The organism is Nonomuraea sp. NPDC050202 (assembly GCF_040656115.1).
Classification (GTDB): domain Bacteria; phylum Actinomycetota; class Actinomycetes; order Streptosporangiales; family Streptosporangiaceae; genus Nonomuraea.
This window is the reverse complement of record NZ_JBFALF010000027.1, coordinates 35170-51353: the sequence shown is the minus strand read 5'-3', so window position 1 is coordinate 51353 and position 16184 is coordinate 35170. Positions and strand designations below refer to the sequence as shown.

The 16184-nt window shown below is 74.2% G+C and carries 14 protein-coding genes; 5 read left to right on the top strand and 9 right to left on the bottom strand.

Features of this window, described 5'->3' with window-relative positions; genetic code table 11:
- Positions 1-93: 93 nt before the first annotated feature.
- On the top strand, positions 94-1392 hold the full coding sequence (locus AB0I79_RS45160) for a hypothetical protein (protein WP_357887013.1): 1299 nt from the start codon (positions 94-96) through the stop codon (positions 1390-1392).
- Positions 1393-1635: 243 nt separating this feature from the next.
- A complete protein-coding gene (locus tag AB0I79_RS45155) occupies positions 1636-2781 on the top strand; it encodes a histidine kinase (protein WP_357887010.1) in 1146 nt (381 codons plus the stop codon).
- A 10-nt stretch (positions 2782-2791) separates the two neighbouring features.
- On the opposite strand, the gene AB0I79_RS45150 is transcribed toward AB0I79_RS45155, so the two are convergent.
- Together AB0I79_RS45150 and AB0I79_RS45145 are read right to left on the bottom strand one after the other, a co-directional pair.
- Entirely contained in the window at positions 2792-3751 is a 960-nt protein-coding gene (locus AB0I79_RS45150) for a magnesium and cobalt transport protein CorA (protein ID WP_357887007.1), read from the bottom strand.
- Positions 3752-3904: 153 nt separating this feature from the next.
- Positions 3905-5527, bottom strand: a complete 1623-nt coding sequence (locus tag AB0I79_RS45145; RefSeq protein WP_357887004.1) for an ABC-F family ATP-binding cassette domain-containing protein — start codon at positions 5525-5527, stop codon at positions 3905-3907.
- 212 nt (positions 5528-5739) lie between these two features.
- Between AB0I79_RS45145 and AB0I79_RS45140 the strand changes: the two genes are divergently transcribed.
- Entirely contained in the window at positions 5740-6108 is a 369-nt protein-coding gene (locus AB0I79_RS45140) for a VOC family protein (protein ID WP_357887001.1), read from the top strand.
- A gap of 11 nt (positions 6109-6119) precedes the next feature.
- Here AB0I79_RS45140 and AB0I79_RS45135 read toward each other — a convergent pair whose 3' ends face one another.
- The 4 genes from AB0I79_RS45135 to AB0I79_RS45120 are packed head-to-tail and all read right to left on the bottom strand — an operon-like array spanning position 6120 to position 10954.
- Positions 6120-7766: a dihydrolipoamide acetyltransferase family protein gene (locus AB0I79_RS45135; protein WP_357886998.1), complete on the bottom strand. Its 1647-nt coding sequence runs from the start codon at positions 7764-7766 to the stop codon at positions 6120-6122.
- Entirely contained in the window at positions 7763-8779 is a 1017-nt protein-coding gene (locus AB0I79_RS45130; protein WP_357886995.1) for an alpha-ketoacid dehydrogenase subunit beta, read from the bottom strand. Before AB0I79_RS45130 ends, AB0I79_RS45135 begins: the two co-directional genes overlap by 4 nt.
- A 1-nt stretch (position 8780) precedes the next feature.
- Positions 8781-9887, bottom strand: a complete 1107-nt coding sequence (gene pdhA, locus AB0I79_RS45125; RefSeq protein ID WP_357886992.1) for a pyruvate dehydrogenase (acetyl-transferring) E1 component subunit alpha — start codon at positions 9885-9887, stop codon at positions 8781-8783.
- Between the two features lie 8 nt (positions 9888-9895).
- Entirely contained in the window at positions 9896-10954 is a 1059-nt protein-coding gene (locus tag AB0I79_RS45120; RefSeq protein ID WP_357886989.1) for a histidinol-phosphate transaminase, read from the bottom strand.
- Positions 10955-11070: 116 nt separating this feature from the next.
- Here AB0I79_RS45120 and AB0I79_RS45115 point away from each other — a divergent pair, with 116 nt between their 5' ends.
- Positions 11071-11577, top strand: coding sequence for an Lrp/AsnC family transcriptional regulator (locus tag AB0I79_RS45115; RefSeq protein WP_357886986.1), 507 nt, complete (start codon positions 11071-11073; stop codon positions 11575-11577).
- A 299-nt stretch (positions 11578-11876) separates the two neighbouring features.
- Here AB0I79_RS45115 and AB0I79_RS45110 read toward each other — a convergent pair whose 3' ends face one another.
- From AB0I79_RS45110 to AB0I79_RS45100, 3 genes are read right to left on the bottom strand one after another with little or no spacing between them, the layout of a single operon-like run.
- Entirely contained in the window at positions 11877-13001 is a 1125-nt protein-coding gene (locus AB0I79_RS45110; RefSeq protein WP_357886983.1) for an FAD-dependent oxidoreductase, read from the bottom strand.
- Positions 13002-13058: 57 nt separating this feature from the next.
- Complete coding sequence (gene sigJ / locus AB0I79_RS45105; RefSeq protein ID WP_357886980.1) at positions 13059-13934, bottom strand: RNA polymerase sigma factor SigJ; 876 nt, start codon at positions 13932-13934, stop codon at positions 13059-13061.
- Between the two features lie 10 nt (positions 13935-13944).
- Positions 13945-15051 carry a beta-eliminating lyase-related protein gene (locus AB0I79_RS45100; RefSeq protein ID WP_357886977.1) on the bottom strand — a complete coding sequence of 369 codons (1107 nt, stop codon included), beginning with the start codon at positions 15049-15051 and terminating at the stop codon, positions 13945-13947.
- A 293-nt stretch (positions 15052-15344) separates the two neighbouring features.
- Between AB0I79_RS45100 and AB0I79_RS45095 the strand changes: the two genes are divergently transcribed.
- The gene (locus AB0I79_RS45095) at positions 15345-16148 is read left to right on the top strand and encodes a class I SAM-dependent methyltransferase (RefSeq protein WP_357886974.1); all 804 of its coding nucleotides are present in this window, start codon (positions 15345-15347) and stop codon (positions 16146-16148) included.
- The last annotated feature ends 36 nt before the right edge of the window (positions 16149-16184 follow it).

The following is a 16184-nucleotide window of genomic DNA, read 5'->3' as shown; positions in this document are numbered from 1 at the left end:
TCTTGTACGTACGGGCGCGCGGCCCCGGTTCACTCTCATGCCCCTTGGCGGTGTGCCCCGGGCGAGCGGCACGAGCCGCCCCACAATGGGCCAATGACCTACCCTTCCCAGCCCCACCCCGATGATCCATGGGGCCGGCAGGCACCGCACGCCAACGGCCGGCCCGGCTACGGCCCGGCCACCCCGCCTCCTGGGTACGGCGCGTGGGGCGGCGCCGGCCACGACCAGGGCTCCGGCCGCCCGGATCCCGGCCCGCAGCCCCGCCAGGGAGGCCCGCCCCCCGATCACGGCCGCCACCCCGAGTACGGCCCGCCCCCCGACCAGGGGCGCTGGCCCGATCACGGTCCGGCCCCCGATCATGACCGCCGTCCCGAGTACGGCCCCCCACCAGATCAGGGACGCTGGCCCGAGCAGGGCCCGCCCCCCGGTCATGACCGCCGTCCCGAGTACGGCCCGCCTCCCGACCAGGAGCGCTGGCCCGAGCACGACCTGGCACCCGACCAGGGACGCCGGCCCGACTACGGCCTGTCCTCCGGCCCCTACGCGTCCCGCCCGGAGCTCCAGACCACCTACGCGAACCAGGGCGACCCCTACGCCCTCCCCCAGAACCAGTACGACTACGGCGGCCTGCCCCCCAAACGCCACAACACCCTGATCATCGGCCTGTCCGCCGGCCTGGGCGTCATCCTCCTCCTGGGCGGCACGGCCGGCACGGTCGCCTACTTCAACGCCTCCCGCACCGAGCCCGCCGCCGGCCTGTCCGGCACCGGCACGTCCGGCCCCACCACGGCACCCTTGGAATCCGACTCCCCGTCGGACGAGCCATCGCAGGAACCGGCGGAAGAGCCGGCGGAGGAGCCGACGGGATCGGCCGGCGAGCCCTCGGACACCACCCCCGGCTCGTCACGGGCCGCCCCGGGCTCGCCGATCACGCACAGCGAGTTCGGCGACTGGAACTTCCGCTTCGAGGCGGTCAAGTTCTCGGCGAACAAGGTCGGCGGCTGGTCGTACGACACGTGCGCCCCGGTGGACGGCGAGGGCGTGCTGGCCACGAACAAGTGCGAACGCGCCATCCAGGTCGCCTACTCGGCGTACCGGGGTCACCTCAGAGCGGTGCAGGTGACGATGGCGTTCCCGACGGACAAGGCGGCCAAGGCCGCCGCCACGCGCCTGGCCAAGCTCGGCTCGAACGCCGTGAACATCCGCAGCGACATGACCCTGGACACGTTCGCGTACGGGCAGATCCGCGCCAACGTCGCCAAGAACTACGTGATCGCCACGATCGTCACCGCCGACAAGACGGCCAGGCCCAGGGCGGACAAGTTCCACCTGTACCTGCAGGCCGACGCCATGAGCTACTTCCTGCTGCGGGACGTGACCGTCACGAGCTGACCCGCCCCGGGGTCAGCCCGGCACGGCGGCGGTCCGGCCGCCCGTGACGCGGAGCAGGCCGAGCTTGCCCGCGTCCTGGCCGCCGAACGGTTCACCGCCCTGGGCGCGCGCCCCGGGTCCGCTGTCAGGGGGAGACGGTGAGCTGTCAGGATCCCCCGTCGGGCGGAGTCGCGCGAGCGGGGGCCACGCCTACGATCGGTGGCCATGACGTGGACGCGGCTGAGGGACGTACGCCTCATACCCATGGTGTTCGGACCTCTGGTCGCCGTGCTGGCCGTGGTCGAGACGCGGCTCGACGACTTCTTCGGCGCCGCCGCCACGGTCACCTGGGTGTCGGGGGTCGTGATGGGCGCCGGCCTGATGCTGGCGGCCCGGCACCCGCTCGCCGGCACCCTGATCGCGGCGCTCTGCCTGCCCGCGGGCATGCTGCTCTCCGGCGCGCCCGGGATCTCCGGCGCGGCGGTGATCGGCATGATCGGTGCGGTCAGCTGGGCCGGCTGGCGCGAGCCACCCCGCCGCTCCGCCCTGGCGCTGGGCCTGGCCGCCGTGTCGTTCGCCGCCACGGCGCCGTCCGGGGCGTCGGCGTGGGAGCTGCTGTTCGTCCCGGCGGTCCTGTTGCCGTGCTGGTCCATGGGCCTGCTGGCGCGGCGCAGCGAGGAGCGGGCGACACAGTACGCGGAGCTGGCCGCCGCCCTCGACGCCGAGCGTGAGGCCGGCGCCCAGGCGGCGGTCGCGCAGGAGCGCACGCGCATCGCCAGGGAGGTGCACGACGCGGTGGCGCACTCGGTCAGCGTGATGACGCTGCAACTGGGCGCGCTGCGCCGGATGCTCGGTGACCGTCCGGCCGAGCGGGAGGTCGTGGCCGGGCTGGAGCGGCTGGGGCGGCAGACCGTGGAGGAGATGCGCGGCCTGGTCAGCCTCCTGCGCGAGCCCGTCGAGGGCGAGCAGGTGGCGCCGATGTCGTCGCTGGTGCGGCTGGACGAGCTGATCGCGGACGTGCGCGCGGCCGGCCTGGCCGTGACGCTGGACGCCCCCGCCGACCTGCCCCCGCTGCCGCCCGTGCTGGACGTCACCGCGTACCGGGTGTTGCAGGAGGCCCTGACGAACGTGCTGCGGCACGCCGGCGCCGCCCCGACGGCGGTCGCCATCGGCTACACCGAGCAGGCGCTCACGCTGGAGGTGCGCAACGCGCCCGCGACGGCCGGCAGGCCGGCCGCCACAGCCGGCGCGGCCGTGGCGGGCGCGGCCAAGGCGAGCAGGCGGCCCGGCCACGGGCTGGTCGGCATGCGCGAGCGGCTGGCGATGGTGCAGGGCAGCCTGCAGACCGGCCCGGAGCCGGACGGCGGCTTCGCGGTGCGCGCCCGTTTCCCGCTGCCGCGCACCTGGTGAGCGCGGCCGGTCAGAGCCATCCGCTCCTGCGCAGCAGCCGGAAGACGATGATCACGGCGACGACCATGACGCCCAGGGTGAGGGGATAGCCGAACGCCCAGTGCAGCTCGGGCATGTAGTCGAAGTTCATGCCGTAGATGCCGGCGATCATGGTCGGGACGGCGATGAGCGCCGCCCACGACGAGATCTTGCGCATGTCGGCGTTCTGCTGCATGGCCGCCTTGTTCTGCTCCCGCCCCGTCAGCGCCAGGTGGGCGGTCAGGGCGCTGGTGAGCAGCTCGTTGTGCTCGTCGACCGCCGCGTCCACGCGCAGCAGGTGGTCGAGCACGTCGCGGAACTGCTCCCGGGTGGCCGAGCACAGCTCCACCCGGCCCTTCACGATCTCCTCCAGCACCGGGATCAGCGGGTCCTGGGCGGTGCGGAACTCCAGGACCTCGCGCTTGAGCGAGTAGATGTCCTCGGTGGCGTCGGCGTACTCGCCGCTGAACACCCGGCGTTCCAGCGCGATGAGGTCGCTCTCGATCTCGTGCGTGATGCGGCCGTAGTCGTCCACGACCTGGTCGCAGATCGCGTACAGCACCCCCGACGGCCCTGCGGCGAGCAGCCCGGGATCGGACTCGAGGCGGCGGCGCACCGCGCCGAGCGGCGCCGCCTGGCCGTGCCGGACGCTGATGACGAAGTCCGGGCTGAGGAACAGGTTGATCTCGCCGACCTCGATGTCGGAGGTCTCCTCCGCGTACAGCAGCGGCTTGAGCACCACGAACAGGGTGTCGTCGTAACGTTCGAGCTTGGCCCGCTGGTGGGCGTGGATGGCGTCCTCGACCGCCAGCGGATGCAGCTCCACCTCGCGAGTGATCAGGTCGAACTCCTCCTGCGAGGGGTCGTGCAAGCCGATCCACAGGAAACAGTCGCCCCTGGCCCGCGCCGCGTTGAACGCGTCGCTGATGTCTCCGGTGATGGTCTCACGCACGCCGCCGCAGTAAATCGCCTGATCCACAATCACACCCGGTATTGTCGCGTACTCGGACAAGCCGCCCGTCCCGCCCGCGGAGCCGCACCGTGCGGGGCGGTGCGGCCGTCCGGCCTCAGGGCCGCACCGTGCGGGCGGTGCGGCCGTCCGGTCTCAGAGCCGAAGCCGGGGCCACGACTCCGTGTCGCGCAGGAGCCGGCGGTCGTGGGTGGCCAGCACCACCGCGGCGCCCATCGTGGCCAGCGCCTCGGTCAGCTCCTCCATCAGCACCATGGACAGGTGGTTGGTCGGCTCGTCGAGCAGCACCACCTGCGGCCGGGAGGCCAGCAGGAGCGCCAGGTCGAGCCGGCGCCGCTGCCCCACCGACAGCTCGGCGACAGGCCGGTGCAGGGACTCCGACGGGAGCAGGCCGAGCCGGCCGAGCCCGATCGTGGCCCCCTCGTCGAGCGCGCCCGAGCCGACGAGCCTGCCCACGGCGGCCTCGTACACCTCGAAGGCCCGGCGCCGCGACGGCGGCGGCGACTCCTGGGCGAGCAGGCCGACGCGCGTGCCCCGCCTGCCCTGCACGGCGCCCGAGTCCGGGGCGAGCCGGCCCGCGAGCACGTGCAGGAGGCTCGACTTGCCCGAGCCGTTCGGGCCGGTCACCACCAGGCGGTCGCCCGCGCGCAGCAGCACCGACTGCGGCGCGTCGAAGCGGCCCCGGACCGTCACGCCGTCGGCGCGCAGCAGCGTGACCCCGGCGGGCGCGTCCAGGTGCGGCAGCTGGAACCGCAGCGGCGGCTCCGGCACGTTCACGAGGTGCGCCTCCAGCGCCTCCTGCCGCCGGTGCACCGCCCGCACCAGGGCCGGCGCGCGGGTGGCGCGGGTGTGCTTGCCGGTGCCCTTGTCCGGCCGCCAGCCGGTGGACAGCCGGTTCTGGGCCGCGGAGAGGTCCTGGGCGAGGCGCCGGTGTTCGAGCTGCTGGTCCCGGTAGGCGGTCTCCCAGCGCTCGCGCTCGGCCCGCCGGCCCTCGTGGTAGCCCGCGTACCCGCCCCCGTACGTGCGGGGACGCCCGTCGCTGGTCGGGTCGAGGTCCAGCACCGCGGTGACCACGTCCGACAGCAGCGCCCGGTCGTGGCTGACCAGCACCACGCCGCCGGGATGCGCGCGCAGCGCGGCGGTCAGGTGGTCCAGGCCGCCGGAGTCGAGGTGGTTGGTCGGCTCGTCGAGCAGCAGCAGGTCGTGCCCGGCGCCCAGCAGGCAGGCCAGCCGGATCCGGTACCGCTGCCCGACGGACAGCTCCGCCAGCGGCACGGAACGGTCGCTGATCGCGCTGAGCGCGGCGAGCGAGACGTCGACCCGGTGGTCGGCTTCCCAGGCGCCGATGGAGTCGGCGGCCGCGAGCGCCTCGGCGTACGCCTCCTCGGCGCCGGGACGCTCCTCGACCAGGTCGAGGGCGGCCGACTCGAACGCGCGCAGCACCGCGCGCACCCGGGCCAGCTCGACGTCGATGAGATCGCCGACCGTGCCGTCACCGGCGACCGGCATCTCCTGGTCGGCGACGCCCAGCGTGCCGGCCCGGTGCACGGTTCCCGAGTCGGGGGTCAGCGTGCCGGCGAGCACCTGCAGCAGGGTGGTCTTCCCGCGGCCGTTCTCGCCGACCACCCCGAGGCGGTCGCCGGGGGAGACGGTGAGGTCCACGCCGGTCAGGACCGGCCGGCCACCGCGCGACAGGCGCAGGTCGGTGGCGTTGAGATGGGCTCGCGAGCGAGCGGATGGCATGGCGATGGCAGACATGTACTTCCTGTCGAAGACAGGCTCGCGCGCGCCCGGGCATGGGGGCGGGGAACCTGAGGGTGAGAGACGACGGCGAACGTGCCCGGCCGCGCCCCTGACGGGCGGGCGAGGCGGTCGTCCTCACAGGAAGTACAGATGCACGGGCCCAGTTTATCCGGAAACCGGGCCTGCCGGGGGCATGATGGAGGCAGGGCCGGAGGAGGAGGTTCGCGGTGGCGGACGGAGTGGTGTTCGAGAGCGTGGCGCCGGTGGTGCCGGTGCTGGACCTGGATGCGGCGATGGAGCGGTATCGCCGGCTCGGCTTCGACGTCCGCGCCTACGAAGGCGGCGCGCGTTACGCCTTCGTCGAGCGCGGCGGCGTGTCGCTGCACCTGAACGAGTGGGCCGAGCACGATCCCGGCCGCACCGGCGCGGTCGTCTACCTGTACGTCTCCGACGCGGGCGCGGTGCACGCCGAGTGGGCGGCCGCCGGCGTCCCGGGGCGGCTCGGGCGACCCCAGGACACCGAGTACGGGCTGCGCGAGTTCGCCTACGTCGACCCCGACGGGACCCTGCACCGCGTCGGGTCGCCACTCGGCTGACCGGCCGTCTCTCAGAGGTCGGCCAGCAGGGTCGCCGGGCGTTCCACGCAGTCGGCGACGTAACGGAGGAAGCCTCCGGCGACGCCGCCGTCGCAGACGCGGTGGTCGAACGTGAAGGAGAGCTGGGTGACCTTGCGGACGGCGAGGGTGCCGTCCACCGCCCATGGCCTGTCGATGATGCGGCCGATGCCCAGGAGGGCGGCCTCGGGGTGGTTGATGATCGGGGTGGAGCCGTCCACGCCGAACACGCCGTAGTTGTTGAGCGTGAACGTGCCTCCTGTCAGCGCCTGCGGGGGCAGGGTGCCCTCGCGGGCCAGGGTGGTCAGGCGGGCCAGCTCGGCCGCCAGCTCCGTCAGCGTCATGCGGTGGGCGTCGCGGACGACCGGGACGACCAGGCCGCGCTCCGTCTGGGCGGCGAAGCCCAGGTGGATCTGCGGGTAGCGGACGATCTCGGCCCGTTCGAGGTCGACCGTGGAGTTCAGCTCCGGGTAGCGGCGCAGGCCGGCGACGCAGATGCGGGCCAGCAGCGCCAGCAGGCCGATGCGCCGGTCGGGGACGGCGGCGCGCAGCGCGTCCTTGGTCTCCAGCAGGCCGGTGGCGTCCACGTCCACCCAGGTCGTGGCGTCGGGGATCTCGCTCCTGCTCCGGGACAGCTTCTCGGCCACCGCCCGGCGCAGGCCGCGCAGCGGGATCCGCTCCGGTTCCTGAGCCGAGGAGGAGGCGGCGGCGAGCGTGTCGGGCCGCGGGGCGGAGAGGGTGGCGGGCGCGTCGTGCCGCGGTGTGGCGGGCGTGCCGTGCTGCGGCGCGTGGGCGGCGGTGGTGCCCGGCCGCGCGGCCTGCTGCGGCGCGGAGAGGGCGACGGCGGCGGGCAGGCCGTGGCGCGACACCGCGGCCGGCTCGCGGGCCTGCGCGATGGCACGCTCGACGTCCCGGCGCAGGATGACCCGGTTGGGGCCGCTGGGTGTGATCCCGGCCAGGTCGATGCCGTTCTCCTGCGCCAGCCTGCGGACCAGCGGAGAGATCACGCGAGGCGCCTCCCCGCGGCCTGTCCCGGCAGATGGGGCCGCGGCCGGAGTGGCGGTGCGCGAAACGGCGCCGGGCGATACGGCGGCGGGTGGCACGGCGCCGGGCGGAACGGCCGCGGCCGACGTGGCGGTGGGCGGAACGGCCACGCCGAGGTGGGCGGTCCCGGCGGGCCGGCTCGCGGCTGGGGCCGCCTCTGCGCGGGTGGCGGCGGGCGACGGGGCCGCGCCGGTACGGCCTCTGCGCCGGCGTCGCTGCCCCGGAAGGTGGCCGGTGCCGTAGCCGATCAGCACGTTGCCGGATCCGGCCCGCTCCTCCTCCCGGTAGCGCTCCGCCGCCGCGCCAACCCCTGCTTCCGTGCCGACACCCGTACCGGGAGCGGGGGCGGGCGCGCCGACCGAGATGAGCGGATCGCCCACCGAGAGGGTCCTCCCCGCCTCCGCGTGCAGCTCCAGCACGGTGCCCGCGTAGGGGACGGGCACCTCCACGGCCGCCTTGGCCGTCTCCACCTCCACCACGATCTGGTCGATCTCCACGGTGTCCCCGACGGCGACCTTCCAGACCACCACCTCCGCCTCGGTCAGCCCCTCGCCGAGGTCGGGCAGCCGGAAGAGCTGTGCCTCAAGAGTGTTCACGCCGCCCCCCTGGTCAGATGCCGCACGTCGGGCCGGTCGTCGAACTGCAGCCGGTCCACGGCGTCCAGCACCCGGTCCACCCCGGGCAGATGCGCGTGCTCCAGCATCGGCGGCGGGTAGGGGATGTCGAACCCGGCCACCCGCAGCACGGGCGCGGCCAGCGAGTGGAAGCACCGCTCCTGCACCCGCGCCGCGATCTCGGCCCCCACCCCCGCGAACCCCTGCGCCTCCTGCACGACCACGCACCGCCCGGTACGCCGCACCGACTCGACCACGGTCTCGTCGTCGAACGGCACGATCGTCCGCAGGTCCACGACCTCCAGGTCCAGCCCCTCCTCGGCGGCGGCGGAGGCGGCCTCCAGCGCGACCGGCACCGAGGGCCCGTAGGCGACCAGGGTGGCGTCACGCCCGGGCCGCCGGATCGCCGCCCGCCCGAACGGTGCCGCCGCGCGCCGCTCCAGCGCGGCCTCCGCCTTGGCCCAGTACAGCTTCTTCGGCTCCAGGAACACCACCGGATCGGGGTCGGCGATGGCGTCCCGCAGCAGCCAGTAGGCGTCCTCGACGGTGGCCGGGGTGACGACCTTCAGCCCGGGCGTGTGGGCGTAGTACGCCTCGCTGGAGTCGCAGTGGTGCTCGACGCCGCCGATGCCGCCCGCGTACGGGACCCGGATCACCATCGGCAGCGACAGCCGTCCCCGGGTGCGGTTGCGCAGCTTGGCGACGTGCGAGGCGATCTGCTCGAACGCCGGGTAGGCGAAGGCGTCGAACTGCATCTCCACCACCGGCCGGAAGCCGCCCATCGCCATGCCGACCGCGAGGCCGACGATGCCCGACTCGGCCAGCGGCGTGTCGAAGCACCGTTCCTCGCCGAAGTCCCTGGTCAGCCCGTCGGTGATGCGGAAGACGCCGCCGAGCGGCCCGACGTCCTCGCCGAAGACCAGCACGCGCTCGTCGTCGCGCAGCGCGTCGCGCAGGGCCGTGTTGAGGGCCTGCGCCATCGAGACGGTGGGCATGTCAGCTCTCCTGTGCGTTCAGCTCGGCCCGCAGCTGCTCGCGCTGTTCGAGGAGCTGGGGGGTGGGCTCGGCGTAGACGTGGTCGAAGATCTCGAGGAGGTCGGGCTCGGTGTCGGCGTTCATCCGCGCCCGCAGGTCCGCGGCGAACGACTCGCCCTGCGTACGGGCGGACTCGGCGTCCTCGTCGGTGAGCAGGCCGCGCCCGCGCAGGTACGTCTCCAGCCGCGGCAGCGGGTCGGCCGCGCGCCAGCGCCGCACCTCGTCGTCGTCCCGGTACCGGGTGGCGTCGTCGGCGTTGGTGTGCGCGTCCATCCGGTACGTGTGCGCCTCGACGAGGAAGGGGCCCCGCCCGGAGCGCGCGTGCTCGACGGCCGCGCTCAGCACGGACAGCACCGCCACGAGGTCGTTGCCGTCCACCTGCTCGGCGGGCACGCCGTACCCGACGCCCTTGTACGCCAGCGCCGGCGCCGCGCTCTGCTTGGCCAGCGGCACGGAGATGGCGTACTTGTTGTTCTGCACGAAGAAGACGACCGGCGCCTTGAGCACGGCGGCGAAGTTGAGCGCCTCGTGGAAGTCGCCCTCGCTCGTCCCGCCGTCCCCGATGAAGGCCATCACCACGCCGTCCTCGCCCTTGCGGCGCAGCGCCTCCGCCATGCCGGTGGCGTGCAGCACCTGCGTGGCCAGCGGCGTGCACTGGGGCGCCACCCGGGTCGCGACGGGGTCGTAGCCGCAGTGCCAGTCGCCGCGCAGCAGCGTCAGCACCTCGACCGGGTCGAGGCCGCGCGCCACGAGCGCCACCGAGTCGCGGTAGGTGGGGAACAGCCAGTCCCGCTCGCGCAGCGCCAGCACGCCCGCGACCTGGCAGGCCTCCTGGCCGCGGCTGGACGGGTAGACGGCGAGCCGGCCCTGCTTGGTCAGCGCCGTCGCCTGGGTGTCGAAGCGCCGTCCCACGACCATCCACCGGTACGCCGCGCGCAGCAGGTCGTCCGGCGGCACGTGGTACCCCGCGGGCGCCTTCACGGCGGAGCCGCTCTCATCGACGAACCGGATGGGCGCCTGCGAGGGCAGCAGCTCCCGCACGGCTCTCGCCGACGTCTTCGTGGACATGAAGACACTCACTTTCTGCTGGTCGGAGCGCTCGCCCAGGCTTCGGCCAGGGCGAGGAAGGCGGAGTTCTCCTCCGGCAGGCCGATGGTCACGCGCACGCCCTCGCCGGGGAACGCGCGCACCACCACGCCCTTGTCGAGGCAGTGGGCGGCGAAGGCGGTGCTGTCCTGGCCGAGGGGGAGCCAGACGAAGTTGGCCTGGGAGTCGGGCAGGCCGTAGCCGAGCGTGCGCAGCTCGCGGGTCACCCGCTCGCGCTCGGCGACGGTGAGGGCGCAGCGCCTGGCCACCTCGGGCTGGTCCAGGAGCGCGGCGACGGCGGCCTCCTGGGCGAGGGCGGTGACGCTGAACGGGATCTGCGTCTTGCGGGCCTGCGCGATGACGTCCGCGGGGCCGACGCAGTAGCCGACGCGCAGCCCGGCCAGCGCGTACGCCTTGGAGAACGTCCGCACGACGGCCACGTTGGGCCGGTCGCCGAACAGGTCCAGCGCGTCCGCGGCCGGGTCGGCGTACTCGCGGTAGGCCTCGTCGATGACGATCAGCACGTTCTCGGGCACCCGGTCGACGAAGTCGCGCAGGGCGCGCGTCCCGACGGCCGTCGAGGTCGGGTTGCTGGGGTTGCAGACGAAGATCAGGCGGGTCCTGCCGGTGACCGCCGCCGCCATCGCGGGCAGGTCCTGCGCGTGGTCGCGCAGCGGCACCCGTACGGCGACGCCGCCCGCGACGGTGGTGAGGATCGGGTACGCCTCGAACGAGCGCCACCCGAAGACCACCTCCGACCCCGGATCGACCACCGTGTGCAGGAGCTGCGCGCAGACTTCCGAGGAGCCCGCGCCCACCGCGATCCGTTCGGCGGCCACGCCGTGGTGGGCGGCGAGCGCGTCCACGAGCCGGCCGGCGCCCATGTCCGGGTAGCGGGCCAGACCGCCGGCGAGCTCGGCCAGCCGGGCGGCCACGCCGGGCAGGAGCCCGTACGGGGACTCGTTGCTGGCCAGGACCGCGGCCCCGGGCACCTTCCTGCCCGGCACATACGACCGGAGCCCGGCCAGCGACGAACGGACGTGCACCATCGGCGATCCTCCCTGCGGACATTTGTCACAGAAAGCGTCCGTCCAGCTGGCCATCCGTTCAAGAGACGACGGATAATGAGCGACAAATGGTTCGGAACCGGCTCTTGGGGGGCCAAATGTCGTCTGAAGTGACCCAGGGGAACGGCTGGCCGGGACGTTCGGCCACCGGGCTGGACGCGGTGGACCGGGCGATCATCGCCGAGCTCCTGCGTGACGGCCGGATGTCGGTGCGCACGCTCGCCGAGCGGGTGCACATCTCGCGCGCCAACGCCTACGCCCGCCTGACCCGGCTGGTGGACGACGGCGTGATCACGGGCTTCACGGTCGAGCTCGCGCCGCACAAGGCCGGCCTGGGCACCAGCGCGTACGTGTCGGTGACCATCGAGCAGAACTCCTGGCGCGCGGTGCTGGCCCAGCTCAAGGAGATCCCGTTCGTCGACCACTTCGCCATGGTCGGCGGCGACTACGACATCCTGGTCCTGGTCAGGACGCCGGACAACGAGACGCTGCGGCACGTGGTGCTGGAGCGCATCCAGGACGTGCCGGGCGTGCTGTCCACGCGCACGTGGCTGGTGTTCGACGAGGCGCGCGGCAGCGGCGCGCAGTGGGGGGCGCCGGGCTAGGACTTGAGGGTGCTGTACTCCTCGAAGATCGCCTCGATGTGCCGGACCAAGCCCATGCTGATCATGACGGAGGAGACGTACGGGCCGGTCGCCCCCCGTCGCCGTCGTCTCCTCCTCCGAGGAGGGCCTGGAACGGGCGAGCGCCTCCCGGTACGGCCTGGCCGCCACCGTCCACACCACCGACCCTGACCACGTCGCCGCGGCGCGCCGCATCCCCACCGGCGGCGGCGACGCGCCGAACGTGATCCCCGGCGCCACCAGGACCCGAGCCCGGGCTGGACTGCCTGCCCGCGGTCAGCTCAGAAGGGGAGCGGCAGGCGCACCATCCCCGCCAGGGTGAGGAGCTGCTCGGCGTCGTCGACCGGCGGCTGGATCCGCCGCATGATCCACTGCTTGACCTCCTTGCCCTGCTCCCCGCTGAGCGCGACCTCCCGCTCCCAGCCCTTCGTGTAGAGCCCGCCGGCGGCCCCCAGGTCCAGGCAGGTCACGTACGGCGCGGGCGTGAAGTCGAGCGGCGGCAGCCCGAGCAGGTCGGCGGCGGCGTTGTGCCCGGCCGTCTTGCCCATCGGGGTCGCGTGCTGGCAGGCCTGCATGACGTCGTGGTCGTCGTCGAAGCGGGCCGCCGCCACGTCCCCGGCGGCGAACACGGCTCCGGACGGCTCCTCGACCCGCATCCACCGGTCGACGGCCAGCCGGCCGAGCCGGTCGCGGCGCGCGGGGATCTGCTCGGTGAGCGCGTCGGCCCGGACCCCGGCCGTCCAGACGACCGCGTCGGCGGCGACACGCTCCCCGCCGGACAGCACCGCCCCGCCGGGCTCGACGGCACGCAGGCCGGCGCCCAGGCGCAGCTCGACGCCCAGCCGGTCGAGGGCGTCCTCGATGTACGGCCGCGGCGCGGGCCCGAGGTCCGGCCCCACGACGTCCGCCTGGTCCACGAGCACCACCCGCCCGCGCCCGGCCAGCTCGGTGGCCACCTCCAGGCCGGTGAACCCGGCCCCGACCACCACGGCCGTGAAACCCTCCCTGCCCCGCAGGTGGTCGGCCAGCCGCCGCGCGCCCGCCAGGGTGTCCACGTCGAACAGCAGGCCGGCACCCGGCAGGTCGGGCCGCACCAGCCGGCTGCCCGTCGCCAGCACCAGCCGGTCGTAGCCGATCACGTCCCCGCCGGCGTGCACCCGGCGGGCGGCCACGTCGATGTGCTCCGCCCAGGCGCGACGGTGGCGGACGCCGATGGGCCCGAGCAGGCCTGGCAGCGGGACGGTCGCGCGTTCCGGCTCGGCCTCGTACATCCGCGGGCGCAGCACGAGGTTCTCGTCCGGCGCGATCAGCGTGATGTCCAGGTCGGCGCCGTCGCGCACGCGCGCGGCCGCGGCCGCCGCCCACACCCCGGCGAAACCCCCACCGATGATCACGATGTGCGGCATGTGTGTCTCCTCAGTCTGTGACGTGCTCCCGTACGCCAGGCAGACAACACAGCCCGCTCAAAGGTGACCGAGATGCCGGAGCTTTTCCGGATTCACCACCCGCCAGATGGTGACGATCCGGCCCTCGCGGATCTCGAACGTGTCCACCCACGCCGGCACGCCGTCCCGGTAGGTGATCAGCGCCGGTCGGCCGGCCACCTCGAGGTGCTCGATCCGCTCGGCCGGGTGCCGCCCCTCGATCCACGCCAGCATCGGCGCCAGCCGGTCGCGACCGCGGACCGGCACGCGGGCGGCCTTGGCCCTGCCGCCGCCGTCGGCGACGTACACCACGTCCGGATCCAGCACCTCCACCAGCCGGGCCAGGTCGCCCGCCTGCGAGGCGGCGCGGAAGGCGGCCACCACCCGCTCGCGCTCGCCCCGCGCGGCATCCGGCTCCCTGTCGCGGGCGGCCGCCACCCGCCCGCGCGCCCGGGAGGCCAGCTTGCGCGCGGCCGGCACGGACCTGCCGAGCACCTCGGCGATCCGCTCGAACGGCAGCCCGAACACGTCGTGCAGCACGAACGCCACCCGCTCGGGCGGCGCCAGCTCCCGCATCACCACCATCATCGCCGTGCCCACCGACTCGTCCACCAGGACGGGCCCGGCCGCGTCGGGCCCGGTCAGCAGCGGCTCGGGCAGCCACGGCCCGACATAGTCCTCGCGCCGCACCCTGGCCGACTTCAGCACGTTGTACGACGTGCGCGCCGCCACCGTGATCAGCCACGCCCGCAGGTCCACCACCTGCGACAGGTCCTCGGCGCCCGCCGCCCGCAGCCAGACCTCCTGCACCACGTCCTCGGCCTCGGCCACGCTGCCGAGCAGCCGGTAGGCCGCGCCGAACACGGCCGGCCGATGCAGCTCCCACTCCTGCTCCAGGCGAGAACTCAGCTCCATTCCGGGCATCCTAGGCACCGTGCGCCCGGGCGGCGGCACGGGGCTCCGCGGCGCGGGTCAGCACGTCGCGGATGAAGGCGGCCACCTCCTCGGGGGTGAAGTCCATCGCGTTCTCGCCTACGGTGACCTCGAAGCTGCAGCGTGACGGGTCCGGCCCGCTGCGCACCCGGCTCCACAGCTGCACGCCCTGCTCCTCCAGGAGCGCCCGGCCTGCCTGCTCGACGGCCCGCCTGGGAGCGGGCAGGTGCACGTGGAACAGCGGCGTCTGCGGCGGGTCCGGGCGGGTGCGGGCGGCGCCGTCGGCGTTGATGGCGGCCGCGATGGCGATCGCGTGCTCGCGGTAGGCGGGCATGCGCTCGGCGACGGTGTCGAGGCCGGTCATGGCGGCCAGGGCGAGCGGCCACGCGTCGGCGATGCCGCCGCCGAGCCGCTGCCGCCACACCTCCGCCGCGGCCACCGTGCCCGCGTCGGCGGCGAGCACGGCGCCCCGTACGCCCTGCAGGCTCTTGTAGAGCGAGACGTACACGGAGTCGAACAGCCCGGCGAGCTCGTCGAGCGGCCGCCGGTAGTACGTCTGGGCCTCCCACAACCGCGCCCCGTCGAGGTGCGCGGCGGCGCCGGTGGCCCGCATGAGGCCGACCTGCTCGCCCAGCTCGTCCCATTCCGGGAGCAGGCCGCCGAGGTCGCGCTGCGGCAGCTCCCACACCACCGCCGCGAGCGGCTCGCCGATCGCGGTCAGGTCCCGCGCCGTCATCAGCTCGTGCATGTCACCGGTGCGGCGGAAGGTCAGCCCGTGGACGGCGTTGTACCCCTGCTCCTCCCACACGTCCAGATGCGTGAACGGGTGCCCGGCGAAGGTGCGGCGCCCGCTGCGGTCGGCGTACACGCGCAGCACGGCCTGCTGCGCCATCGTCCCGCTCGGGAAGAACAGCGCGCGCTCCTTGCCGAGCAGCCCGGCCAGGCGCCGCTCCAGCACGGCGACGGGGCCGTCCGGGCCGTCCGGCGGGGTGTCGTCGTCCACCAGCTCCAGCATCCGCTCCAGCACCGCCCGCGGCCTGCGCCGGAGCGGCGCGTGCAGGAACAGGGCCCGTCGTACGGGCGGGTTGCCATCGGCCATGCTCGGCTCCAACGCGTGTGTCGTGCGCTCCGCGGGGGTTGCCCTGACGAATGTATCCCCTGCCATCCGGCCGGAGCCGGCCCGGCGGTGCCGTGCTGCCGTGCTGCCGTGCTGCCATGCTGGACGAGCCGCGCGGCACGTCACCGATGGGCACGCGGGCCGTGACCGCCCGGCCCACCGCCCATCTTTGACAGCAGGGCGGCTTGTCAAGGGCTGTCCTGCCCTGCCGTGACTTGTCACACTCGGGCCGTAGCCGGCCACCGTCAGCGCCGGCCACCTTCGAGGAGACGCCTGTGACTGTCATCGACGACCTGGCCGCCCCGCCGCCCGGCAGCCCGCTCACGGCCGTACGGGAGAGGATGCCGCTGCTGCTCGGCGCCCTCCTGACGGGCACGCCGATCGCCCTGGGCTGCGAGGCGGTGCTGCAGGCGGAAGAGGTCCTCATGATGGGCGGCCTGCCCGTACGGCTGCGCTCCGTGCGCCGCCGGCTGGCCAGGCTGCTCTACGACCAGCGGTACGGCGTGAGCACCGCGGACTTCGCCGACCTCGCGGAGTTCGGCCTCGACCACCCCGAACGCGTCTACTACTCGCCCGCCCACTGGGGCACGCTGCGCCGGGCCCTGCCCGTCAGGGACGTCGGACACCAGGACGTCTTCCTCGACCTGGGCGCGGGCAAGGGCAGAATGGTGCTGGAGGCGGCGGGCCGGTACCCGTTCAAGCAGGCGATCGGCGTCGAGCTGTCTCCCGAGCTGACCGAGGTGGCCAGGGCCAACCTGGCCGCCACGAGGCTGCGGCTGCGCGCGCGTGCGGTGGAGTTCGTGCAGTCGGACGTGCTCGACTACGACATCCCCGACGACGTCAGCGTGGTGTTCCTCAACAACCCGTTCAGGGGCCGGACGTTCGCCGCCGCCATGGACCGGCTGCTCGGCTCGGCCGACAGGAACCCGCGCCCCATCACCCTGATCTACTTCAACCCCGTCGAGGAGGCGCACCTGCTGCGCACCGGCCGCTTCCGCCACCTGCGCACGGTGACGCCCTGGCGGCGCAGGGACACCGGCGTGTTCGGCACCACGCGCGTGTACGCGGTGACGACGTAGCCGCTGTCCGGTCGCGCCGCCTTGACGGCCGGGGCG